Source organism: Pseudonocardia sp. ZF1 (genome assembly GCF_056835605.1).
In genome coordinates this window covers 2,539,317-2,562,341 of record NZ_JAJNBY010000001.1, presented here as the reverse complement: position 1 = coordinate 2,562,341, position 23,025 = coordinate 2,539,317, and the positions used below count along the sequence as shown (strand labels likewise).

Here is a 23,025-nt window from a genome sequence, read left to right as displayed (position 1 = left end):
AAACAATTTGGCACAAAACGCCAAACCGAATCAAAATAGCTCGACACACTGTTGAGTTCTCAAAAGACACCCGCACTCGAGGACCGGACCTGATGACCGTCGCCCCGGGGCGCCAGAGTCGGCCTCGCTAGGAGGCAACTCTCTTATGCTACGTGTACCGGAGAGCAGCGTCAAACCTTACTCCGGGCGGCCGGATCTCCACCGAGATGGAGTTCGTGGGCCGTCGCCTCCGGGCCGGATCAGCGTCCCTGGCCTCTCGGCCGGTCTCGCTCTCGTCCGTCCCGTCCTGGCGACAACGAGAAAGTTACAGGACTGCCCGGAGGCGATTCACAGGGGGGTACCTGTTCAGCGTTTCCGCAGGTCAGCGGCCGATCATGCCGATCCGACCCGCACACCGGCCAGGTTGCGCTTCCCCCGCCGCACCACCAGCCAGCCGCCGTCGAGGACGTCCCCGGCACCCGGGACCCACTCCTCGTCGACGACCTTGACGTTGTTGACGTACGCCCCGCCCTCCTTCACGGCGCGGCGCGCGGCTCCCTTGCTGTCGGTCAGACCGGTGGCGACGAGCAGGTCGACGATCGTGTCGGCCGGGCCTGCGTCGGCCGTCGGCACCTCGGCGAGCGCAGCACCGAGGGTGGCCGCGTCCAGGTCGGTGAGCTCCGCGCGGCCGAACAGGGCCTGGCTCGCCGTCGTCACCTGCTTCGTCTGCTCCTCGCCGTGCACCAGCGTCGTCAGCTCGGCGGCGAGACGTCGCTGCGCGCCACGCAGATGCGGCTTCTCGGCGAGCTGGGTCTCCAGTGCCTCGATCTCGGCGCGGTCGAGGAAGGTGAACAGCTTGAGGTAGGTGATCGCGTCGGCGTCGGCGACGTTCACGAAGTACTGGTACCAGGCGTACGGCGAGGTGCGCTCCGGGTCGAGCCAGACGTTGCCGCCCCCGGTGGACTTGCCGAACTTGCGGCCCTCGGAGTCGGTGACCAGCTGCAGCGTCAACGCGTGGACGTGGTCGCCGGTCACCCGCCGGACGAGGTCGACACCGCCGACGATGTTGCCCCACTGGTCGGAGCCGCCGATCTGAAGCCGCACCCCGAGCTCGCGGTACAGGTGCAGGTAGTCCTGGGCCTGGAGCAGCAGGTAGCTGAACTCGGTGTAGGACATCCCGTCGCCGGCGAGGCGGCGCTTCACCGTGTCCCGCGAGATCATCGTGCTGACCGGGAAGTGCTTGCCGAGATCGCGCAGGAACTCCAGGACCGTCTGCTGCCCGGTCCAGTCCAGGTTGTTGACGGCGACGGCGCCGGTCGGCCCGTCGTCGAAGGACACGAACCGCTCCAGCTGGCCCCGGATGAGCACCGTCCAGTCGGCGACGGTCGAGGCGTCGTTGAGCGTCCGCTCCCCCACGTCGCGCGGGTCCCCGATCATCCCGGTCGCCCCGCCGGCGAGGATGACCGGACGGTGCCCGGCCTCCTGGAAGCGACGCAGGGTCAGCATCGGGATCAGGTGCCCGGCGTGCAGGCTCGACGCGGTCGGGTCGAAGCCCGCATAGATCGACACCGGGTCGTCGGCGGCGAGCTCCTTCGCGAGCGCGTCGCGGTCGGTGCTCTGCGCGATCAGGCCGCGCCACTCCAGGTCGTCGAGGATGTCGGTACCCACGGTGCCCATCTTGGTCGGGCCGCCGCGGCCCGTGCACGCGGGTGCCTCAGGCGCTGCGACGACGGCGCGTCCCGGCCCGGTACGGACTGACCGCCGGTGAGCCGTCGACCCAGTGGCGCCACGGCAGCTCGGCCGCCGCGGCGACGCCCACCCGGGGGCCGGTCCGGACGAGCTCCGGGGCGACCGGGGCCCCGGCGCGCAGCCGCACCCGGGAGGCAGGGTCGGTGACGTCGGTCCCGTCGTCCTCACGGCGCAGCCCGAGGAGCGCGGCGAGGCGCGCGGGTCCGCGGGCCAGGTCCGCATCGCGACGGGCGGTGGGCCGGCGCTCCCGGGCCACCCCCGGGTCGGTGAGCAGCTCCCCGGCGCGCAGCAGCACCGCGCCCGGCTCGCCGTCGGACAGGCACGAGACGTTCGCGCAGAAGTGCATGCCGTAGACGAAGTAGACGTACAGGTGCCCGGGCGGGCCGAACATCACCGCGTTGCGCGGGGTCCGGCCGCGGTAGCAGTGCGACGCGGGGTCGTCGCGGCCCCGGTAGGCCTCCACCTCGACGAGGCGCACCGCGACCGTGCCGTCGGGGGTGTCGGCCTCGAGGACGCAGCCGAGCAGGCGTCGTGCGGCGGGCAGGACGTCGACGGCCAGGGCGGACCGGTCCAGCAGACCGGCGGGGCCCGGCCGGTCGTCCCGGCCGGGCCCCGCCGTGTGGTCGTCCACCGTCAGCGGCGCGCGAGCGCCAGCTGCACGCAGGTCACGACACCGGCCATGGCCTTCTCGACCTCGTCGAGCGGGGGCAGGGTCGGGGCGAGGCGGATGGTCGCGTCCTGCGGGTCCTTGCCGTAGGGGTGCGTCGCACCGGCCGGGGTCAGGACGACGCCCGCCTCCTTCGCCAGCCGCACGACCTCCGAGGCGAGGCCGTCCGGGACGGTCAGGCTCACGAAGTAGCCGCCCCGGGGCTTGGTCCAGGACACGCCCTCGACGTCGGAGAACGCCTCGGTCAGCAGCCGGTCGACCGCGGCGAACTTCGGCGCGATCAGCTCGCGGTGGGCGGCCATGTGCGCCCGCAGCCCGGCGGCGTCCTTGAGGAACAGCGCGTGCCGCAGGTGGTTGACCTTGTCCGGGCCGATCGTCTTCTTCGACGCCAGCTTCAGCCACCAGTCGACGTTCGCCGGCGAGGCACCGAAGAACGCGACGCCCGCACCGGCGAGGGTGATCTTGGAGGTGGACCCGAAGACGAACGGGCGGTCCGCGTTGCCCGCGTCGGCGGCCAGGGTGAGGACGTCGGCGATCTCGACCTCCTCGGTGGTCAGGTGGTGCACCGCGTAGGCGTTGTCCCACATGATCCGGAAGTCCGGCGCGGCCGTCGGCATGGTGGCCAGCCGGCGCACGACCTCGTCGGAGTAGACGACCCCGTCGGGGTTCGAGTACTTCGGCACGCACCAGATGCCCTTGATCGACGGGTCCTCGGCGACGAGCCGCTCGACCTCGTCCATGTCGGGGCCGTCCGCGGTCATCGGGACGGTGACCAGGTCGATCCCGAGCCGCTCGCACACGCCGTAGTGGCGGTCGTAGCCGGGGACCGGGGCGATGAACGCGACCCGGCCGGCGTCGACCCAGCGGGTCGGGGCGCCGGGCAGCGCGGTCAGCAACGCGTGCACGAGCGTGTCGTGCATCAGCTCCAGGCTGGAGTTGTTCGATGCCACCAGCTGCCCGACCGGGACCTGCAGCGACGGCGCGAAGATCTCCCGCAGCTCGGGCAGACCCTGGCCGCCGCCGTAGTTGCGGGTGTCGGTGCCGTCGGCCGCGCGGAACTGTCCCGCGCCCGGCAGACCGAGCAGCTCGTGGGACAGGTCCAGCTGCTGCGCGGACGGCTTGCCCCGCGTCAGGTCGAGCTTCAGGCCGGCGGCCTTGAGCTCCTCGTAGGCTGCGGCAGGGTCGGTCATGCGGTTCCTCCGGTGAACTCTCGCGCTGCTGCGACCGCGGTACGCAGGTCGGTGAGCTGCTCGGCGACCCGGTCGCCGGCCGTCCCACCGCGCGCGTTCCGCGACGCGATGGAGCCTTCCACGGTCAGTACGTCGCGGACACTCGGGTCGAGTGCCGGGTGCACGGCGGCCAGCTCGGCGTCGGTCAGGTCCTCCAGCCCGACGCCGCGGGCCTCGGCGGCGCGGACGCAGCCGCCCGCGGCCTCGTGCGCCACGCGGAACGGGACGCCCTGCCGGACGAGCCACTCGGCGACGTCGGTGGCGAGGGTGAACCCGGCCGGGGCCAGCTCGGCGAGCCGCCCGGTGTGGAAGGTCAGGGTGGCCACCATCCCGGCGACCGCGGGGAGCAGGAGCTCCAGCTGCGCGACGGAGTCGAACAGCGGCTCCTTGTCCTCCTGGAGGTCCCGGTTGTAGGCCAGCGGGAGCCCCTTGAGGGTGGTCATGAGCCCGGCGAGGTTGCCGACGAGCCGGCCGGACTTGCCGCGGGCCAGCTCGGCGACGTCGGGGTTCTTCTTCTGCGGCATGATCGAGCTGCCGGTGGAGAACGCGTCGTCGAGGGTGACGTAGCCGAACTCGGCCGTCGCCCAGAGGATGATCTCCTCCGACAGCCGCGACAGGTCGACGCCGATCATCGCGAGGACGAACGCGGCCTCGGCGGCGAAGTCCCGCGAGGCGGTCCCGTCGATCGAGTTGGCCGAGGACCCGGTGAAGCCGAGCTCGGCGGCGACGGCCTCCGGGTCGAGCCCGAGCGAGGACCCGGCGAGCGCGCCGGAGCCGTAGGGCGACCAGGCGCTGCGCCGGTCCCAGTCGGCGAGCCGGTCGACGTCGCGCAGCAGGGCCTGGGCGTGCGCGGCCAGCTGGTGGCCGAGCAGCACCGGCTGGGCGTGCTGCAGGTGGGTGCGGCCGGGCATCGGCGCGCCGGGGTGGGCCTGCGCCTGGGCGACGAGGGCGTCGACGACGTCGAGCACGCCGGAGCCGACCCGTCGCGTGGCGTCGCGCAGCCACATCCGGAACTGGGTGGCGACCTGGTCGTTGCGCGAGCGACCGGCCCGCAGCTTGCCGCCCAGGTCGGCACCGGCCCGCTCGATGAGGCCGCGCTCCAGCGCGGTGTGCACGTCCTCGTCGCCCGGGTCGGGGCCGAACGCCCCGGAGGCGACGTCGGCGGCGAGCTCGTCGAGCGCCTTGTGCATCCCCGACAGCTCCTCGTCGGTCAGCAGACCGGCGCGGTGCAGGACCCGGGCGTGCGCCTTCGAGCCGCGGATGTCGTAGGGGGCCAGTGCCCAGTCGAAGTGGGTGGACTTCGACAGCGCCGCGAGCGCGTCGGCCGGACCGGACGCGAACCGGCCACCCCACAGCGCTCCGCCACCGGCGACCGCGCCCTGTCGGGGGTCCGCGTCGGTCATGTCGGGTCTCCTTCTCGTTCGTCGTGCGTCCCGGCGGCCGCGTGGGCCCTCCGGGGCAGGTCCTGCAGCCGTTCGGCCAGCTCCGCCCCGGTGAGGGGCTCGCGGGCGACGACGATGACCGTGTCGTCGCCGGCGATGGTGCCGACGACGTCGTGCAGTGCGGCCCGGTCGAGTGCGCTCGCGAGGTAGTGCGCCGCGCCCGGCGGGGTCCGCAGGACCGCCAGGTTCCCACTCGCGTCGGCGGACACGAGCAGCTCCCCCAGCAACCGGGCGACCCGCCCGGTGCCGCCCTCGACCCCGCGCACGGGGCTGCCGTCCTCGGGGATGCGGTAGACCGGCTGCCCGCCGTCCGCGCCGCGGAGCTTCACCGCGCCCAGTTCGTCCAGGTCTCGCGAGAGCGTGGCCTGGGTCGTCTCGATGCCGTGCCGCTCGTGGAGCAACCCGATGATCTCCACCTGGCTGCTCAGCTCGTAGTTCCAGACCACGTCGATGACGGCCGCCTGCCGGCTGGCCCGGCTCACCGGGTTCCTGCGGTCGCGGTCCGCCTCACCCATGCCGCAGGAGCCAGGTGAGCAGCGCCTTCTGCGCGTGCAACCGGTTCTCGGCCTCGTCCCAGACGGCGCTGGCGGGGCCGTCGAGGACCTCGTCGGTGATCTCGTCGCCCCGGTGGGCGGGCAGGCAGTGCAGCACGATCGCGTCCGGTGCGGCGCGCTCCAGCAGCGCGGCGTTCACCTGGTAGGGCCGGAACGGCGCCACCCGGTCCAGCCCGTCGTCCTCCTGGCCCATCGAGGTCCAGGTGTCGGTGACGACGACCTGGGCGCCGTCGACGGCGGCGACCGGGTCCGCGACGAGCGTGACCGATCCCCCGGTCTGCTCGGCCCGGGTCTTCGCATCGCGCAGCACGTCGTCGTCGGGGGTGAACCCGGCGGGTGCGGCGATCCGGACGTGCAGCCCGGCGGTGGCCCCGCCGAGCAGCAGCGAGTGGGCGATGTTGTTCGCGCCGTCGCCGAGGTAGGTCAGGGTGAGCCCGGCGAGGCGGCCGAACCGCTCCCGCACGGTCTGCAGGTCCGCCAGGATCTGGCACGGGTGGAACAGGTCGGTGAGCGCGTTGACGACCGGCACGGTCGCCGCGCCGGCCATCTCCCGGATCCGCTCCTGGCCGCTGGTGCGCCACACGATCGCGTCGACGTAGCGCGACAGCACCCGGGAGGTGTCGGAGATCGTCTCGCCGCGCCCCAGCTGGCTGGTGGTGCCGTCGAGGATGATCGCGGTGCCGCCGAGCTGGGTGATCCCGGCCTCGAACGACACCCGGGTACGGGTGGAGGACTTGTCGAACACGACCCCCACGGCGCGCGGCCCGGCGAGCGGGCGCTCGGCGAACGGGTCGGCCTTGAGCCGGTCGGCGAGGTCGAGGACCTCGGCCTGCTCGGCCGGGGTCAGGTCGTCGTCGCGGAGCAGGTGGCGGACCATCAGTTCCCCTGCCCCTCGTGCTGGGCGGCGGCCGCGTCGAGGACGGCGGGCAGCGCCGTCAGGAACTCCTCGGCCTCGTCGTCGGTCAGGGTCAGGGCCGGGGCCAGCCGCAGCCGGTCCGGGGTGGCGTTGTTCACCAGGATCCCGGCGTCGCGCGCGGCCGCGGCGGCCTGGGCGGCGACCGGCGCGGTGAGGCCGACGCCGATGTGCAGACCGGCGCCGGAGACGTCGCCGACCAGGGGGTGGCCGAATCCCTCGATCCGGCTGCGGATCTCCTTGCCGAGCCGGTCGACGTGGGCGAGCAGCCCCTCGGCGGCGACCGTGTCGAGGACGGCGAGCGCCGCGGCGCACGACACCGGGTTGCCGCCGAAGGTGGTGCCGTGCTGGCCGGGCTCGAGCAGGGCTGCGGCGTCGCCGAACCCGACGCAGGCCCCGATCGGGAGACCGCCGCCGAGGCCCTTGGCCAGGGTGATCACGTCGGGGACGATGCCGTGCGCCTGGTGGGCGAACCAGTATCCGGTACGGCCGATGCCTGTCTGCACCTCGTCGAGGACCAGCAGTGCGCCGCGCTCGGCGGTGATCCGACGGGCCTGCGCCAGGTACCCCTCGGGCGGCACGATCACCCCGGCCTCGCCGAGGATCGGCTCCAGGAACACCGCGGCGGTCCGTTCGGTGACGGCGGCGTCGAGTGCGGCGGCGTCACCGAACGGGATGTGGGTCACCCCGGCGGGCATCGGCTCGAACGGGGCACGCTTGGCGGGCTGCCCGGTCAGCGCGAGCGCACCCATCGTGCGGCCGTGGAACGCGCCCTCGCAGGCGACGATGTCCGGCCGGCCGGTCCGGCGGGCGATCTTGAAGGCGGCCTCGTTGGCCTCGGTGCCGGAGTTGCAGAGCAGGGTCCGGGCGTCGTCGCGGCCGAGCAGTGCCTGCAGCCGCTCGGCGAGCTGCAGCGCGGGCTCGGTGATGAAGAAGTTCGAGGTGTGGCCCAGGCTGCGGACCTGCTCGGACACCGCCTCGACGACGGCCGGGTGCGCGTGTCCGAGCGCGTTGACCGCGATCCCGGAGTAGAGGTCCAGGTACGCGCGACCCTCGGCGTCCCAGACGCGGGCGCCCTCGCCGCGGACCAGGGTCAGCGGCGGGGTGCCGTAGTTGTTCATCAGTGCGGCCTGCCACCGCTGCGCGTGCGTGGTCATGTCGTTCCCCCAGCTGTGGCGTCCGGCAGCACCATGGTGCCGACGCCTTCGTGCGTGAACACCTCGAGCAGGACCGAGTGCGGCACCCGCCCGTCGATCACGTGGGCCTGTCCGACGCCCGACCGCACGGCGCGCAGGCAGGCCTCCATCTTCGGGGCCATGCCGCTCTCCAGGCGGGGCAGCATCGGCTCGAGCTGGTCCGCGGTCAGCGAGGTGATGATCGACTCCGGGTCGGGGTAGTTCGCGTAGAGCCCCTCGACGTCGGTGAGCACCACGAGCTTCGCGGCGTCCAGCGCGCCGGCGAGCGCCGCGGCGGCGCTGTCGGCGTTGATGTTGTGGACCTGGCCGTCGGCGTCCGGCGCGATCCCGGCGACGACCGGGATGCGACCCGCCGCGATGATGTCCAGCACCGCGTCCGGGTTGACCTTCGTGACGTCACCGACCAGGCCGATGTCGACGGGCTCGCCCCCGACCAGCGCGGTGCGCTTCTCGGCCGTGAACAGGCCCGCGTCCTCCCCGGACAGGCCGACGGCGAGCGGCCCGTGGGCGTTGATCAGCCCGACGAGCTCGCGCCCGACCTGGCCGAACAGCACCATCCGGACGATCTCCATCGTCTCCGGGGTGGTGACGCGCAGGCCGCCGCGGAACTCGCCGGGCATGCCGAGCCGCTTCAGCATCGCCGAGATCTGCGGCCCGCCGCCGTGCACGACGACCGGGTGGATGCCCGCGAGCCGCAGGAACACCATGTCCCGGGCGAAGGCCTGCTTCAGCTCGTCGTCGATCATGGCGTTGCCGCCGTACTTGACGACGACGATCCGGCCGTGGAAGCGCTGCAGCCAGGGCAGCGCCTCGGCGAGCACACCGGCCTTCTCCCCCGCCCGCTTCAGCCGGGCCGGGGTCTCCGGGGACGGCGCGATCTGCGGCTGCGGCAGCGCGTCCGGGGCGACCGGCTCAGGAGGAGTAGGCACTGTTCTCCTCCACGTAGGCGTGCGACAGGTCGGTGGTCCGGATCTCGGCGGTGTGCCCGTCGGCCCCACCGGACAGGCCCAGCTCGACCTCGATCAGCACGTCCTTCCCGGACAGGTCGCAGTCGGCCCGGTCCCCGGCGACGACGGCGCCCTTGCACAGCAGCACGCCGTTGATCGTGACGTCGAGGCGCTCGGGGTCGATCTCGGCGTCGGCGTACCCGGCGGAGGCGGCGACCCGGCCCCAGTTCGGGTCGGACCCGAACATCGCGGTCTTGACCAGGGAGTCGCGGGCGATCGTGCGGGCGACGGTGACCGCGTCGTCCTCGGAGGCGGCGCCGGTGACCCGCACGGTGATCCGCTTGGTGACGCCCTCGGCGTCGGCCTGCATCTGCTCGGCGAGGTCGCGGCACACGCGGGTGAGCGCGGCGGTGAACACCGCCGGGTCGGCCTCGACGCCGGACGCGCCGGAGGCCAGCACCAGCACGGTGTCGTTGGTGGACATCGAGCCGTCGACGTCGAGCCGGTCGAAGCTGTAGCGGACCGCCTCGCGCAGCGCGGCGTCGAGCGTCGCCCGGTCGAGGACGGCGTCGGTGGTGAGCACGCTGAGCATGGTCGCCATCGACGGGGAGATCATCCCGGCGCCCTTGGTGGTGCCCCCGACGGTCCAGCCCGCCGGGTCGGTCACCGCGGACTCCTTCGGGACGGTGTCGGTCGTCATGATCGCGGCGGCGACGGCGGAACCGGCCTCGGGCCCGGACGCCAGCTCCGCGGCGGCCGACCGGACCCCGGCCAGCACGGTCTCCCGGGGGAGCTGCTCACCGATCAGGCCGGTGGAGCACACGGCGACGTCGATCGCGCCGCAGCCGACCACCTCGGCGACCTGCTCCGCGGTGGCGTGCGCGACCTGGAAGCCCTCGGGGCCGGTGCAGGCGTTCGCCCCGCCGGAGTTGAGGACGACCGCGCGCAGCGAGCCGGTGGTCAGCACCTGCTGGGACCAGAGGACGGGGGCGGCCTTGACCTTGTTGCGGGTGAAGACCCCGGCGGCCTCGGCGCGCGGGCCGTCGTTGACGACGAGCGCCAGGTCGGCCCTCCCGGACTTCTTGATCCCGGCGGCGATCCCGGCGGCCCGGAAGCCCTGGGCTGCGGTCACGCTCACGGCGCCACTCCCGTCGTCGGCAGGCCGGTGGTCTCGGGCAGACCGAGGGCCAGGTTCATGCACTGGACGGCGCCGCCCGCAGTGCCCTTGGTGAGGTTGTCGATCGCGGAGACGACGACCAGCCGGGCGGCGTCGACGTCGACGGTGACCTGCAGCGCGACCATGTTGGAGCCGAGGGTCTGCGCCGTGGTGGGCCACTGGCCCTCGGGCAGCAGCCGCACGAACGGCTCGTCGGCGTAGGCCTTCTCGTAGACCGCCCGGACCGCCTCGGCGTCGGTCGCCGGGTCGGCCAGCGGGGCGGAGCAGGAGGCGAGGATGCCGCGCGGCAGCGGCGCGAGCACCGGTGTGAAGCTCACCGACACGGGAGAGCCGAGCGCGGTGGACAGGTTCTGCGCGATCTCCGGGGTGTGCCGGTGCACGCCGCCGACGCCGTAGGCCGACAGCGACCCCATGACCTCCGCGCCCAGCAGGTGCGGCTTGGGCGACTTGCCCGCGCCGGAGGTGCCGGTGACCGCGGTGATCACGACCTCGGGGGCGACCAGGCCCGCGACCAGGGCCGGGACCAGCGCGAGGCTGGTGCCGGTCGGGTAGCAGCCCGGCACCGCGACGCGACGGGTGCCGGTCAGCGCGGCCCGGGCACCGGGCAGCTCGGGCAGCCCGTAGGGCCAGTGCCCGGCGTGCTCGCCGCCGTACCAGCGGTCCCAGGCGGCCGGATCGGTGAGGCGGTGGTCCGCACCGCAGTCCACGACGAGCGTGTCCGGCCCCAGCTGGGCCGCCAGCTCGGCGGACCTGCCGTGCGGGAGTGCGAGGAACACCGCGTCGTGTCCGGCGAGGTTCTCCGCCGTGCTCTCGCCCAGGACGCGGTCCGCGAGCGGGGTCAGGTGCGGCTGGTGCTCGCCCAGACGCGTCCCCGCGTTCCCGCCGGCCGTGAGGGCGCCGATCTCCACCTCGGGATGTGCGAGCAGCAGCCGGAGGAGCTCTCCCCCGGCGTAGCCACTGGCTCCCGCCACTGCGATGCGTACCACGTGGATGAGTATGCACGCCCCCGGAAAGCCATGCAATCGGGATTCACGATCGCGATCGGACGCTGCGGAACCGGCCCGGCGGCCGCGTGCGACGCCTAGTTTCCCGCGGGTGCGGCGACGGGTGACACGCGGGGTGGGACCGGGCGCGGGAGCGCCCGCACGGGGACGGTCGGTGGCGCGCACGGCGGCCGTCGCGGCGGTGCTCGCGGGGCTGCTCGGCGGGTGCGCGTCGACCGTGTCCGGGACGCCGTGGCCGACGGGTCAGGGGCCCGCGCTGCCGCCGTCCGGGGCGGCGCCGGTGGAGCCCACGCGACGGCCGCCGACGTCGTTCACGGTGCCGGGGCCGCTGTCGAGCGGGCCGCTCGCCGCCCCGACCACCGACGGCCGTCCGACGGCGACGGTCCCGCCCGTCCCGGTGCCGCCCCCGTCCGGGGTCCCGTCCGGTCCGCCCGACGGCGGGGCCGGTGTGGCGCGCACGGTGCCACCGGTGCCGGTCGGCGACAGGGCGTCCCGTGTCCCGGACGGCCGGGTCCGGCCCTCCCCGGGTACGGCGCGCGCCACGGCCCGGCCCGCCTCTCCGGCCGCTCCGGCCCCGCTGACCTCGGACGTGGTGGCCGACGAGTGCCTGCTCGACCGGGCGGCGCTGACCGGCCTGCTGGGCGGGCCGCCGGTCGCGCCGGCGACGAACGCCGTCGTCACCCGCACCGACGGGACCCGCACCCGGGCCTGCTTCGCGCTCGCCGACGGCGTGACGGTGTCGGTCAACGTGTACACGACGAACCGGGGCACGCCGGCCGGCTACGTCGCCGGCGCCCGGCACGGCAGCGCGGTGACCGGGCTCCCGGCGGGGACCTCCGCGACGGTGCTCGACACCGTCGCCGGGCCGACCCTGCAGCTGGCCACCGCCCGGTACCTGGTGACGGTGGCGGTCGCGGGGCGGACACCGTCCCGCGACCGGTGGCGGGCCGCCGCGGTCGCCGCCGTCGCGGCGGCCCCGCGCTGAGCCGGCCGTGGCCCGGCGCGGGCCCGCCGCGGACCGGGGTCAGCGCAGCGCGGCTCCGTGCCGGGCGGTGGCCTCGGCGACCGCCGCGTCCCGCGCGGCGTTCGCCTCCTCGCTGGTCAGCGTGCGGTCCGCGGCGCGCAGGCGCAGCGAGAACGCCAGCGAGCGGCGGCCCTGTCCGACCTGGTCGCCGGTGTAGACGTCGAACAGCCGCACCGACTCCAGCAGCTCCCCCGCGCCCGCGGTGAGCGCGTCGGCGAGGTCCGCGGCCGGGACCGTCTCGTCGGCGACCAGCGCGACGTCCACGGCGACCGGCGGGAACGCCGACACCCGCGGCACGGGCAGGTTCTCCCGCAGCGGGACCGCGTCGAGGTCGATCTCGGCCGCGGCGGTGCGGGCCGGCAGCCCCAGCGCCTCGACGACCTTGGGGTGCAGCTCCCCGGCGTACCCGACGACGGTCTCGGTGCCCGCGACGACGAGCTCCGCGCACCGGCCCGGGTGCCACGGCGCCCGCTCGGCGCGACGCGGCCGCAGCTCCACCCCGGCGGCGGCACCGGTCAGCCGGGCCGCCTCGACGGCGTCGGACCAGGCGGCGGGACGGCCCCGGCCCCACCAGCCGCGCGGCTCGCGGTTCCCGGCGAGGACGACCCCGACGTGGACGGGCTGGTCGGGCAGCGCGGCGCGCAGGGCGGCGTACTCGGCGTCGGACGGACGGCCGGTCACGGCCGGGTCGGGCATCGCGGGGGTGCTCTCCCCCGGCTGCACCACCTGCGCGATCGCGTACAGCGCGAGGTCCTCGGCGCCGCGGGAACGGTTGCGCACCAGCATGTCCAGCAGCGCGGGGAGCAGGGTCGTCGTGAGCCGGGACCGCTCGGCGTCGAGCGGGTTGGTGACGGCCACGGTGCGGCGGCGCTCGTCGTCGGCGGGCAGGCCCAGGTCGTCCCAGACGGCGTCGGAGACGAACGGGAACGGCAGCACCTCGACGTGGCCGGCCTCGGCCAGCGCGCGCGACACCGCGCGGCGGCGCCGCTGGGCGGCGGTCAGACCACGGCCGGCCGGGGCGGTGGGCAGCACCGAGGGGATGGCGTCGTAGCCCTCCAGGCGCAGCACCTCCTCCACGAGGTCGGCGGCCATGGTGAGATCCGGGCGCCAGGTCGGCGGGGTCGCGACGACGACGCCCTCGCCGCCGGCACCGGTGTCCAGCGAGACGGCGCAGCCGACCTGGGTCAGGCGGCGCACGGTGGCCCCGCGCGGGTAGTCGACGCCGGCGACACGGTCAGGCATCGACAGCGGCATCCGCACGCTCGCGACGGCGGGGACCCCGCCGGCGTCGGTGCGGCCGTCGGCGAGGGTCCCGCCGCCGAGCTCGACGAGCAGCTGCGCGGCGCGCTCGGCCGCGACCGGCGGCAGCGCCGGGTCCACCACCCGCTCGAACCGCTTGGACGCCTCGCTGGGCAGCTTGTGCCGGCGCGCGGCGCGCGCGATCACCGGTGGGGAGAAGTGCGCGGCCTCCAGCAGCACGTCGACCCGGGCGCCGTCGGCGAGGTCCCCCGGCGCGGGGATCTCGGTGGACGCGCCGCCCATGACACCTGCGAGCCCGATCGGGCCGGAGTCGTCGGTGATGAGCAGGTCGTCGGTGTCCAGCGCACGGGTGTGGCCGTCGAGGGTCTGCAGCTTCTCCCCCGTCGTCGCGCGGCGGACCTCGATGGCGCCGGTCAGGCGGGTCGCGTCGTAGGCGTGCAGCGGCTGGCCGAGGTCGAGCATCACGAAGTTGGTGACGTCGACGATCAGCGAGATCGGCCGCATCCCGGCCGAGAGCAGCGCGCGCTGCATCCACCAGGGGCTGGGCGCGGCCGGGTCGACGCCGTCCACCCGGCGGGCGACGAACCGCGGGCAGGCATCGGTGTCGGCGAGCCGCACCGGCCACGCGTCGCCGGTGGTGTCCGGGACGGTGACCCGGGTGACCGGGTCGGTGTAGTCGGCGTCGAGCGAGGTCGCGAGCTCGCGGGCGAGACCGCGGACGGCGAAGCAGTAGCCCCGGTCCGGGGTGACGGCCAGCTCGACGACGGGCTCGGACAGGCCGAGGACGTCGAGGGCGTCGTCGCCGGGCTCGGCGGTGCCGGGCGGCAGCACGAGGATGCCGCCGCTCTCGGCGCCGAGGCCGAGCTCCTTCGCCGAGGCGATCATGCCGTCGGAGACCTTGCCGTAGGTCGTGCGCTGGGCGATCGCGAAGTCACCGGGCAGCACCGCACCCGGCTCGGTGACGACGACGAGGTCGCCGACCGCGAAGTTGCGGGCGCCGCACACCACGTAGCGGTGGCGCTGCCCCTCGAAGCCCACCCGGCAGTACCGGATCGGCTTCTTGAACCCGGTGAGCTCCTCGATCTCCTCCACCCGGGCGACCGTGACCGGCCCGGTGACCGCGGGGGCCGGGTGGATCTCCTCGACCTCCAGCCCGACGCGGACGAAGGCGTCGCCGATCGCCTCGGGACCGGCGGGCAGCGCCGCCGGGTCGATGTGCCGGGCGAGCCAGGACGCGGACACTCGCACTGCTCAGAACTCCTCGTGTGGAAGCGGGGTGGGCCGGGTCAGACGCCGAACGCGGTCGAGAAGCGCACGTCGCCCTCGACCATGTCCCGCATGTCCGGGATGCCGTTGCGGAACATCAGGGTCCGCTCGATGCCCATGCCGAACGCGAAACCGGAGTAGACGTCGGTGTCGACGCCGCAGGCGCGCAGGACGTTGGGGTTGACCATGCCGCAACCGCCCCACTCGACCCAGCCGGGGCCGCCCTTCTTCTGCGGGAACCACAGGTCCACCTCGGCCGAGGGCTCGGTGAACGGGAAGTACGACGGCCGCATCCGGGTGCCGGCCTCCGGGCCGAACACCGCGCGGGCGAACGCGTCGAGCGTCCCCTTGAGGTGGGCCATGGTCAGCCCGCGGTCGACGGCGAGGCCCTCGACCTGGTGGAACACCGGGGTGTGGGTGGCGTCGAGCTCGTCGGTGCGGAAGGTCCGGCCGGGGCAGGCCACGTAGACCGGCAGCTCGCGCTCCAGCAGCGACCGGACCTGGACCGGCGAGGTGTGCGTGCGCAGCACCGTGCCCGAGTCCTGCCCGCGCTCGGGGTCACCCAGGTAGAAGGTGTCCTGCATGGTGCGGGCGGGGTGGTCCTTGCCGAAGTTGAGCGCGTCGAAGTTCAGCCACGACGCCTCGACCTCGGGACCCTCCGCGACCTCCCAGCCCATCCCGACGAAGATGTCGGCGATCCGCTCGGACAGCTGTGTGATGGGGTGGCGCGCGCCGCGCGGGCGACGGTCCCAGGGCAGCGTGACGTCGACGGCCTCCTCGGCCAGCACCCGGGCGTCGCGCTCGACGAGCAGGACCTCGCGGCGCGCGTCGAACGCGGCCTGGGCCTCCACGCGGGCGGCGTTGACCCGCTTGCCGGCGTCGGCGCGCTCGGGGCCGGGCAGCTGCCCGAGCGACCGGCGGGCCATCGGGATCGGGGCGCGGTCGCCGAGGTGCGCGGGCTTCGCCGCGGCCAGCGCGTCGAGGTCGCCCGCCTCGTCGAACGCCGTGCGGGCGGCCTCCACCGCGGCCTTCAGTGCATCCGGGTCGAGAGGGCTCGCCGTGTCGTTCTCACTCATGGTGCCCACGATCGTAGAGGGCGGCCGCGAGGCGGTTTCAGTCGCGCGCCGGGGACAGCTGCGGGGCGACGCCCGCGCGGGCCCCGACCGTCGCGTACAGGCAGATCGCCGCGGCGGTGGCGAGGTTCAGCGACTCGGCGCGGCCGTGGATCGGGACGCGGACCCGGTGGTCGGCGGCGGCGTGCACCTCGGCCGACGGGCCGTGCGCCTCGCTGCCGAGGATCCAGGCGACGGGCCCGGCGAGGGTCGGGGTGACGGCGGGGTCGTGCAGGTCGACCTCGCCGTGCCCGTCGGCGACGAGCGTGGTCAGCCCGGCCGCGCGGCACATCTCGACGACGGCGGGCGCGTCCCGGTCGCGGGCCAGCGGCAGGTGGAACACGCTGCCGGTGGAGGCCCGGACGGCCTTGCCGTTGTGCGGGTCGACGGTGTCTCCCGCCAGGAGGACCGCGTCGCAGCCCGCCGCGTCGGCGACCCTGATCACGGTGCCGACGTTGCCGGGGTCGGAGATGCCGTCGCAGACCGTGACGAATCCGGGGACCCCGGCCAGCGCGGTGGCGACCGGGACGTCGAGCAGGTCGCAGACGGCGACGATCCCCTGCGGGGTGACCGTCTCGGACAGACCCGCGGCGGCCTTGTCCGTCACCGGGGACACGCGGGCGCCGGAGCGCTCCGCGGCCTCGACCAGCTCGGGGTGGCGCTCGGCGGCGACGGCGGTGACGAACAGCTCGTGCACCGTCACGGCGGCGAGGGCCTCGCGGACGGCCTGGGCGCCCTCCACGAGGAAACGCCCGGCCCGATCGCGCCCCGCGCGCCGCAACAGCTTGCGTGCTGCGGCAACGCGGGGAGTGCGTTCGGTACCGGGCGTGGAGTCCGCGGAGCGCTCGCCGGCGCCGCGCGACTCGATGTCGCCTCGGGTCACCTCAGGCCGCGGAGCCCTGCTCGGTGCCGACCGGCAGGTTCTCCTTCGCCACCGCGACGAGCGCGGCGAAGGCAGCCGGGTCGCTGACGGCGATCTCGGCGAGGTTCTTGCGGTCGACCTCGACACCGGCGGCCTTGAGGCCCTGGATGAACCGGTTGTAGGTCATGTCGTTGGCGCGGGCCGCGGCGTTGATGCGGGTGATCCACAGCTGCCGGAAGTCGCCCTTGCGCGCACGACGGTCCCGGTAGGCGTAGTTCATCGAGTGGAGCATCTGCTCCTTGGCCTTGCGGTACAGCCGCGAGCGCTGCCCGCGGTAGCCGGCGGCCGACTCCAGCGTGGTGCGGCGCTTCTTCTGGGCGTTCACGGAGCGCTTCACGCGTGCCATGGGGTATCTCCTGGGGCTTCTCCGGCACTACCGCGATGGGGGTACGGCGTGCCGGGGTTCGTGAAAGGGGCGGAAGGTCAGTGACCGAGCAGCTTCTTGACGCGCTTCACATCGGCCTTGGCGAGCTCGACGGTGCCCGACAGGTCGCGCTTCTCCTTGCGCGACTTGACCTCGAGACGGTGCCGCAGCCCGGCCTGCTGGCGCATGAGCTTGCCGCCACCGGTGATGCGGACGCGCTTCGCGGTCCCCTTGTGCGTCTTGTTCTTCGGCATGACGTATCCGTTCGATGTCGGCCCCCGAGGTTCCGGGGGTCGGTGCGGGTACTGCGTGTCCGTTCCGTGCCCGGCTGCGGCCGGGCACGGGACCGGGACCTCACGCCTCGGCGTCTGCCGGGGCGTCGGAGCTGGCTGCCGCCGTCGTCTTGCGGGACGCCGGCTTCTTGGTCGGCGCCAGCACCATCGTCATGTTGCGGCCGTCCTGTTTCGGAGCGGCCTCGACGACGGCCATGTCACCGATGTCCTCGGCCAGGCGCTGGAGCAGGCGGTAGCCCAGCTCGGGACGCGACTGCTCGCGACCACGGAACATGATCGTGACCTTGACCTTGTTGCCGCCTTCGAGGAAGCGGATGACGTGACCGCGCTTCGTCTCGTAGTCGTGCTTGTCGATCTTCGGCCGGAGCTTCTGCTCCTTGATCACGGTGAGCTGCTGGTTGCGCCGGGACTCCCGGGCCTTCTGCGCGCTCTCGTACTTGAACTTTCCGTAGTCCATGAGCTTGCAGACCGGCGGGCGGGCCTGGCCGGCGACCTCGACGAGGTCGAGGTCGGCGTCCTGGGCCAGCTTGAGGGCGTCCTCGATGCGCACGATCCCGACCTGCTCGCCGTTCGGGCCCACGAGGCGGACCTCGGGCACGCGGATGCGGTCGTTGATGCGGGGCTCTGTGCTGATGGGGTCTCCTGTGTGACTCGCTGTGTCGCTACTACCTGCTGCCGGCGACGACAAGCGAAGACCCGTTGATCGGCCCGCGACAGAATGCCGCCGCGAAGCCGGACCATGGACCCGGACACCGTTACTATCACGGCGCGGGTGGGAGCGGGGCTCCACTTGACGCCCGGAACACACGTGTCAACGCGATCCCGGGTGGTCGCATTCCCGAGGGTAACAGGCTGCCGGTGCGCCGGGAACGCGGGGTCCGGGCCGGGACCTGCGCGGACCCCGGGCTGGGGCCGGGCTCAGCCCGCGCTGGCGGCCTTGGCCCGGCTGCGCCGTGCGGTCGCCGGCCGCCCCGCGCCCGCGGTGCCGTTGCCGTTCGACGACGAGGTCCGCCGCCGGACCGGCGTGACCGGTGTGTCGTCCGGGGTGACCAGGTCGCGCAGGAACCGGCCGGTGTGGCTGTCGGGGTGTGCCGCGATCTGCTCCGGCGTCCCCTGGGCCACCACGGTCCCGCCGCCCGAGCCGCCCTCCGGGCCCATGTCGATGACCCAGTCCGAGGTCTTGATGACGTCGAGGTTGTGCTCGATCACGATCACGGTGTTGCCCTTGTCCGCCAGCCCCTGGATGACGGCGAGGAGCTTGCGGATGTCCTCGAAGTGCAGACCGGTGGTCGGCTCGTCGAGGATGTAGACGGTGCGGCCGTTGCTGCGCTTCTGCAGCTCACTGGCGAGCTTGACGCGCTGGGCCTCACCGCCGGACAGCGTCGGCGCGGGCTGCCCGAGCCGGACGTAGCCGAGGCCGACGTCGACCAGGGTCCGCAGGTAGCGGGCGATCGAGGTGATCGGCTCGAAGAACTCGGCGGCCTCCTCGATCGGCATGTCGAGGACGTCGGCGACGGTCTTGCCCTTGTAGTGGACCTCGAGGGTCTCCCGGTTGTACCGGGCTCCCTTGCAGACCTCGCACGGGACGTAGACGTCCGGCAGGAAGTTCATCTCGATCTTGATCGTGCCGTCGCCGGTGCACGCCTCGCAGCGGCCGCCCTTGACGTTGAAGGAGAAGCGGCCCTCGGCGTAGCCGCGGACCTTCGCCTCCGTGGTCGCGGCGAACAGCTTGCGGACCTTGTCCCACACGCCGGTGTAGGTCGCCGGGTTGGACCGCGGGGTCCGCCCGATCGGCGACTGGTCGACCCGGACGAGCTTGTCGAGCTCGTCGATGCCGTTGATCCGGGTGTGCCGGCCCGGCACCTGGCGGGCGCCGTTGAGCCGGTTCGCCAGCACCGTGGCGAGGATGTCGTTGATCAGCGTCGACTTGCCGGACCCGGACACCCCGGTGATCGACACCAGGCCGCCGAGCGGCACGTCGACGTCGATGCCGCGCAGGTTGTGCTCGCGGGCGCCGACGATGGTCAGCCTGCGGTCGTGGTCGAGCTCGCGGCGCTCGGGCAGCGGGATCGACTTGCGCCCGGACAGGTAGGCACCGGTCAGTGAGGTGTCGTGCGACTCCAGGTCAGCGATGGTGCCGGAGTGCACGACGCGCCCGCCGTGCTCACCGGCGCCGGGGCCGATGTCCACCGCCCAGTCCGAGGCGCGGATGGTGTCCTCGTCGTGCTCGACGACGATCAGCGTGTTGCCCAGCTCCTTGAGCCGGGTCAGCGTGTCGATCAGCCGCCGGTTGTCGCGCTGGTGCAGCCCGATCGACGGCTCGTCGAGCACGTAGAGGACCCCGACCAGGCCGGAGCCGATCTGGGTGGCCAGCCGGATGCGCTGCGCCTCGCCGCCGGACAGCGTGCCCGCGGCGCGGTCCAGCGACAGGTAGTCCAGCCCGACGTCGAGCAGGAAGCCCAGCCGGGCCTGCACCTCCTTGAGCACCGCGCCGGCGATCATGGCCTGCCGGTCGTCGAGGACCATGCCGTTCAGGAACTGCGAGCACTCGGCGACCGACATGTTCGACACCTGCGCGATCGACCGCTCCCCCAGGTCGCGGTGCGGCAGGGTCACCGACAGCACCTCGGGGCGCAGCCGGGCGCCGTTGCAGGCGGGGCAGGGGATGTCGCGCATGTAGCCCTCGTAGCGCTCCCGCTGCGACTCGGACTCGGTCTGCTCCAGGCGGCGCTCGAGGAACGGCATGACGCCCTCGAAGTTCGCGTAGTACGAGCGCTCGCGGCCGTAGCGGTTGCGGTAGCGCACGTGGACCTGGTCGTCGCTGCCGTGCAGGACCGCCTTCTGGGCGGCGGCGGGCAGCATGCGCCAGGGGGTGTCCATCCGGAACCCGACCGCGGCGGCCAGGCCGGACAGCAGCCGGCCGAAGTACTCCGCGTTGTGCCCGGACGACCAGGGCGCGATCGCGCCGTCGCCGAGGGACAGGTCCGGGTCGGGGACGACCAGCTCGGGGTCGACCTCCTTCTTGATGCCGATGCCGGAGCAGGCCGGGCAGGCGCCGTAGGGCGAGTTGAAGGAGAACGTGCGGGGCTCGAGGTCGTCGACGGCGAGGGTGTGCCCGTTCGGGCAGGCCATCTTCTCGGAGAAGCGGCGCTCGCGCTGCGGGTCGTCGTCGGGCAGGTCGACGAAGTCGAGCACGACCAGGCCGTCGGCCAGCCGCAGCGCGGTCTCCACCGAGTCGGTGAGGCGCTGCTTGGCCGTCGCCTTGACCGAGAGCCGGTCGACGACGACGGCGATGTCGTGCTTCTCCTGCTTCTTCAGCTTCGGCGGGTCCGACAGCGGATGGACCGTGCCGTCGACGAGGACCCGCGAGTAGCCCTGGGCCTGCAGGTTCCCGAACAGGTCGACGAACTCGCCCTTGCGGGTGCGCACGACCGGTGCGAGCACCTGGAAGCGGCTGCCCTGCTCCATCTCCAGGACCTGGTCGACGATCTGCTGCGGGGTCTGCTTCTCGATCCGCTCGCCGCAGGTCGGGCAGTGCGGGATGCCGGCGCGGGCGTAGAGCAGGCGCAGGTAGTCGTGGATCTCGGTGATCGTGCCGACCGTCGACCGCGGGTTGCGGTTGGTCGACTTCTGGTCGATCGAGACCGCCGGGAACAGTCCCTCGATGAAGTCGACGTCGGGCTTGTCCATCTGCCCGAGGAACTGGCGCGCGTACGCCGAGAGGGACTCGACGTAGCGCCGCTGGCCCTCGGCGAAGATCGTGTCGAACGCGAGGCTGGACTTGCCGGACCCGGACAGCCCGGTGAAGACGATCATGCTGTCGCGGGGCAGGTCGATGTCGATGCCCTGCAGGTTGTGTTCGCGCGCGCCACGCACGACCAGCTTCGGCCCGTCCGGGACCGGCGACGCGCCCGGGGACAGGGCGGTGCCGGCGTCGCGGCGGTCGGTGCTGTGGTCGCTCACGTTTCGCGCCTCCTGGGGTGGCGGTGCCGTCCGGGTGATACCCGGTCGTAGCGCCCGCAGGGCTGGGGACATTCCGCGACCGGGCACCTGTGGCCGGTGAGGTTCGTCCCCACGTCAGCCGCCGATGCTAGGTCGACCCACCGACAGCGAGCCCGTCGAGCCGGCCTCGCAGGCGGTCCGGCGCGGTGGATGCACACCGGGACGCGCCGGTCGGTCCGCGGTGCACGGTACTCGCACGTCCGTTCGATCCGTCAGCGGCCCCGTGGGTGCGACCGGCGGGTTCTCCCCACCGCGGGATGTCGGTGCGGGCCGCTACCCTCCCGCTCGTGGACGTCCTGGAGAACTACACCGGTCACACCGACCCCGGCGGCGCGGCCATCCGCCGCGACCTCGAGCGCCTGAGCATCAGCAAGGTCTCGGTCGGCGAGATGGACAACAACGCCTACCTGCTCGTGTGCAAGCAGAGCAACGAGGCGCTGCTGATCGACGCGGCGGCCGAGCCGACCCGCATCGCCGACCTCGTCGGCGCCGCCGACGAGCGTCCGGACCTGCGCCACCTGGTCACCACCCACCGCCACGCCGACCACTGGCAGGCGCTCGGCGCGATCGCGGGCATGTTCGAGCCGCGGCTGATCGCCCACCCGCAGGACGCCCCGGAGCTGCCGGCCCCGATGGACGAGTTCGTCGAGCACGGCGACACGATCACTTTCGGCGAGATCGAGCTGGAGGTCATCCACCTGCGCGGGCACACGCCGGGCTCGCTGGCGCTGCTCTACCGCGGGGAGGACCGGCCGCACCTGTTCACCGGGGACAGCCTGTTCCCGGGCGGGCCGGGGAAGACCTGGTCGGCGGAGGACAACGCGCAGCTCATCGGCGACCTCGAGGAGCGGGTGTTCGACGTGCTGCCCGACGACACCTGGTTCTACCCCGGCCACGGGGACGACTCCACGCTCGGCGAGCAGCGGCCTGACCTGCCGGAGTGGAAGTCCCGCGGCTGGTAGCCGACACCGTACGGCCCGACGGCCGGGCCGGTGACGGCCCCGGGCTCCGGGTCAGCCGGCCGGGCCGGGACGGCGCAGCGCGCGGAGCCGCAGGTCGACCGCGGCCGCCACGGCGGGCAGCCCGGCCCATGTGGTGCGGTCACCGTGGCGGACCAGCGGGCACGCCGTCACGACCAGGCCCGGATCCAGGTCGCCCGCGGCGGCGTGCACGGCGGCGGGCGGCGGGTCGGCGACCGACTGCACGCCCGGGGCGTCCAGCAGGATCCGGATCCGCCTGCCGTGGCAGCGGGCCGCGGCGAGCGGATCCCGGTGCCGGGCGAGCTCGGTCCGCCAGGCCGTCCCGGCCAGGGCCGCGGCGCCGTTGCCGGAGCCGCCGGGGCGGCCCGAGGCGCCGGCCGGCACGGCGACCTCGTCCCGGACGTCGTCGTCGACGAACCAGGCCACGACGACCGCCCCGTTCCCGGCACCGGCCGTCCGGGCGAGCTCCAGGTCGACCGCGAGCGGGTTGCCCCGGGCCCGCTCCCCGGTGGCCCGGGACAGCGGCACGAGTAACAGGGCGTGCCCGCCGGGGCGGAACCCGTCCGCGTCCCGGACCCGGGCCAGCCCGGCCAGTGCGGGCCGCAGCGCCGCGGCCGTCCCGAGCCCGGTCGCGTCGACGACGGTGAGCAGCGGCCGGGCATCCGCGGGAGCGCGGCGCCACCCCGGCCCCGCCCCGCGGACCGGCCACTGCTCCCGGCCGGGACCGACCACGGGGTGCTCCGTCGCCGGACCATCCGGGAACCGGGCGGTGCCGGCGGCCCGCTCCGTCCCTGTCCCCGACCCTGGCCCGGGCCGGGGCGCCGGGTCGGCCGGGTACCGGTCCCCGGAGCCCGCTCCCGGACGCGCCGGGCCACTCGCCCGGCCGCGGCCCGACCCACCTGCCCCGCGACCGCCGCCGCCGGGCCCGTCAGCGGGTGCGGTGCC

20 protein-coding genes are annotated in these 23,025 nt (G+C 74.0%); 2 read left to right on the top strand and 18 right to left on the bottom strand.

All coding sequences use genetic code 11. The features are described from left to right. Positions 1-372 precede the first annotated feature (372 nt). Genes tyrS through argC form a run of 10 tightly spaced genes read right to left on the bottom strand, consistent with a single transcriptional unit; the run spans position 373 to position 10,845 of the window. Entirely contained in the window at positions 373-1,647 is a 1,275-nt protein-coding gene (tyrS, locus tag ZF1_RS12525; protein WP_482637322.1) for a tyrosine--tRNA ligase, read from the bottom strand. A 46-nt stretch (positions 1,648-1,693) separates the two neighbouring features. Next, complete coding sequence (locus ZF1_RS12520; RefSeq protein ID WP_405417486.1) at positions 1,694-2,359, bottom strand: DNA-3-methyladenine glycosylase; 666 nt, start codon at positions 2,357-2,359, stop codon at positions 1,694-1,696. A gap of 2 nt (positions 2,360-2,361) precedes the next feature. Further along, entirely contained in the window at positions 2,362-3,585 is a 1,224-nt protein-coding gene (locus ZF1_RS12515) for an aspartate aminotransferase type Ic (protein WP_405417489.1), read from the bottom strand. Continuing rightward, a complete protein-coding gene (argH, locus tag ZF1_RS12510) occupies positions 3,582-5,027 on the bottom strand; it encodes an argininosuccinate lyase (RefSeq protein WP_178375044.1) in 1,446 nt (481 codons plus the stop codon). Before argH ends, ZF1_RS12515 begins: the two co-directional genes overlap by 4 nt. Continuing rightward, the gene (locus ZF1_RS12505; RefSeq protein ID WP_062402841.1) at positions 5,024-5,581 is read right to left on the bottom strand and encodes an arginine repressor; all 558 of its coding nucleotides are present in this window, start codon (positions 5,579-5,581) and stop codon (positions 5,024-5,026) included. Before ZF1_RS12505 ends, argH begins: the two co-directional genes overlap by 4 nt. Continuing rightward, entirely contained in the window at positions 5,574-6,497 is a 924-nt protein-coding gene (argF, locus tag ZF1_RS12500; RefSeq protein WP_251786452.1) for an ornithine carbamoyltransferase, read from the bottom strand. The genes ZF1_RS12505 and argF overlap by 8 nt, the downstream gene beginning before the upstream one ends. Further along, the gene (locus ZF1_RS12495) at positions 6,497-7,690 is read right to left on the bottom strand and encodes an acetylornithine transaminase (protein WP_482637321.1); all 1,194 of its coding nucleotides are present in this window, start codon (positions 7,688-7,690) and stop codon (positions 6,497-6,499) included. The genes argF and ZF1_RS12495 overlap by 1 nt, the downstream gene beginning before the upstream one ends. Then, positions 7,687-8,607, bottom strand: coding sequence for an acetylglutamate kinase (gene argB / locus ZF1_RS12490; RefSeq protein WP_062404726.1), 921 nt, complete (start codon positions 8,605-8,607; stop codon positions 7,687-7,689). Before argB ends, ZF1_RS12495 begins: the two co-directional genes overlap by 4 nt. Before the next feature lie 34 nt (positions 8,608-8,641). Continuing rightward, the gene (gene argJ, locus ZF1_RS12485) at positions 8,642-9,814 is read right to left on the bottom strand and encodes a bifunctional glutamate N-acetyltransferase/amino-acid acetyltransferase ArgJ (RefSeq protein ID WP_476654508.1); all 1,173 of its coding nucleotides are present in this window, start codon (positions 9,812-9,814) and stop codon (positions 8,642-8,644) included. Beyond that, positions 9,811-10,845 (bottom strand): N-acetyl-gamma-glutamyl-phosphate reductase, encoded by a 1,035-nt coding sequence (argC, locus tag ZF1_RS12480; protein ID WP_208823930.1) that lies wholly within the window; start codon positions 10,843-10,845, stop codon positions 9,811-9,813. The genes argJ and argC overlap by 4 nt, the downstream gene beginning before the upstream one ends. Positions 10,846-11,011: 166 nt before the next feature. On the opposite strand from argC, the gene ZF1_RS12475 reads away from it, so the two are divergent. Then, the gene (locus ZF1_RS12475) at positions 11,012-11,842 is read left to right on the top strand and encodes a hypothetical protein (protein WP_482637320.1); all 831 of its coding nucleotides are present in this window, start codon (positions 11,012-11,014) and stop codon (positions 11,840-11,842) included. Positions 11,843-11,881: 39 nt separating this feature from the next. Here ZF1_RS12475 and pheT read toward each other — a convergent pair whose 3' ends face one another. The 7 genes from pheT to uvrA all read right to left on the bottom strand — a co-directional run bounded on the left by pheT (position 11,882) and on the right by uvrA (position 21,019). Then, positions 11,882-14,389, bottom strand: coding sequence for a phenylalanine--tRNA ligase subunit beta (pheT, locus tag ZF1_RS12470; RefSeq protein WP_482637319.1), 2,508 nt, complete (start codon positions 14,387-14,389; stop codon positions 11,882-11,884). Positions 14,390-14,427: 38 nt separating this feature from the next. Beyond that, on the bottom strand, positions 14,428-15,483 hold the full coding sequence (pheS, locus tag ZF1_RS12465) for a phenylalanine--tRNA ligase subunit alpha (protein ID WP_226356502.1): 1,056 nt from the start codon (positions 15,481-15,483) through the stop codon (positions 14,428-14,430). Between the two features lie 37 nt (positions 15,484-15,520). Continuing rightward, a complete protein-coding gene (locus tag ZF1_RS12460; protein WP_062404719.1) occupies positions 15,521-16,387 on the bottom strand; it encodes a TrmH family RNA methyltransferase in 867 nt (288 codons plus the stop codon). 16 nt (positions 16,388-16,403) lie between these two features. Then, entirely contained in the window at positions 16,404-16,787 is a 384-nt protein-coding gene (gene rplT / locus ZF1_RS12455) for a 50S ribosomal protein L20 (RefSeq protein WP_020623392.1), read from the bottom strand. Positions 16,788-16,864: 77 nt separating this feature from the next. Further along, complete coding sequence (rpmI, locus tag ZF1_RS12450; RefSeq protein WP_020623393.1) at positions 16,865-17,059, bottom strand: 50S ribosomal protein L35; 195 nt, start codon at positions 17,057-17,059, stop codon at positions 16,865-16,867. Between the two features lie 100 nt (positions 17,060-17,159). Further along, complete coding sequence (gene infC, locus ZF1_RS12445) at positions 17,160-17,786, bottom strand: translation initiation factor IF-3 (RefSeq protein WP_073576959.1); 627 nt, start codon at positions 17,784-17,786, stop codon at positions 17,160-17,162. Between the two features lie 230 nt (positions 17,787-18,016). Continuing rightward, positions 18,017-21,019, bottom strand: coding sequence for an excinuclease ABC subunit UvrA (gene uvrA / locus ZF1_RS12440; RefSeq protein ID WP_482638700.1), 3,003 nt, complete (start codon positions 21,017-21,019; stop codon positions 18,017-18,019). Between the two features lie 368 nt (positions 21,020-21,387). Here uvrA and ZF1_RS12435 point away from each other — a divergent pair, with 368 nt between their 5' ends. Continuing rightward, the gene (locus ZF1_RS12435) at positions 21,388-22,062 is read left to right on the top strand and encodes an MBL fold metallo-hydrolase (RefSeq protein WP_405417507.1); all 675 of its coding nucleotides are present in this window, start codon (positions 21,388-21,390) and stop codon (positions 22,060-22,062) included. 51 nt (positions 22,063-22,113) lie between these two features. Here the strand turns inward: ZF1_RS12435 and ZF1_RS12430 are convergent, their stop codons facing one another. Beyond that, positions 22,114-22,812 carry a hypothetical protein gene (locus tag ZF1_RS12430; RefSeq protein WP_482637318.1) on the bottom strand — a complete coding sequence of 233 codons (699 nt, stop codon included), beginning with the start codon at positions 22,810-22,812 and terminating at the stop codon, positions 22,114-22,116. Positions 22,813-23,025: the final 213 nt, after the last annotated feature.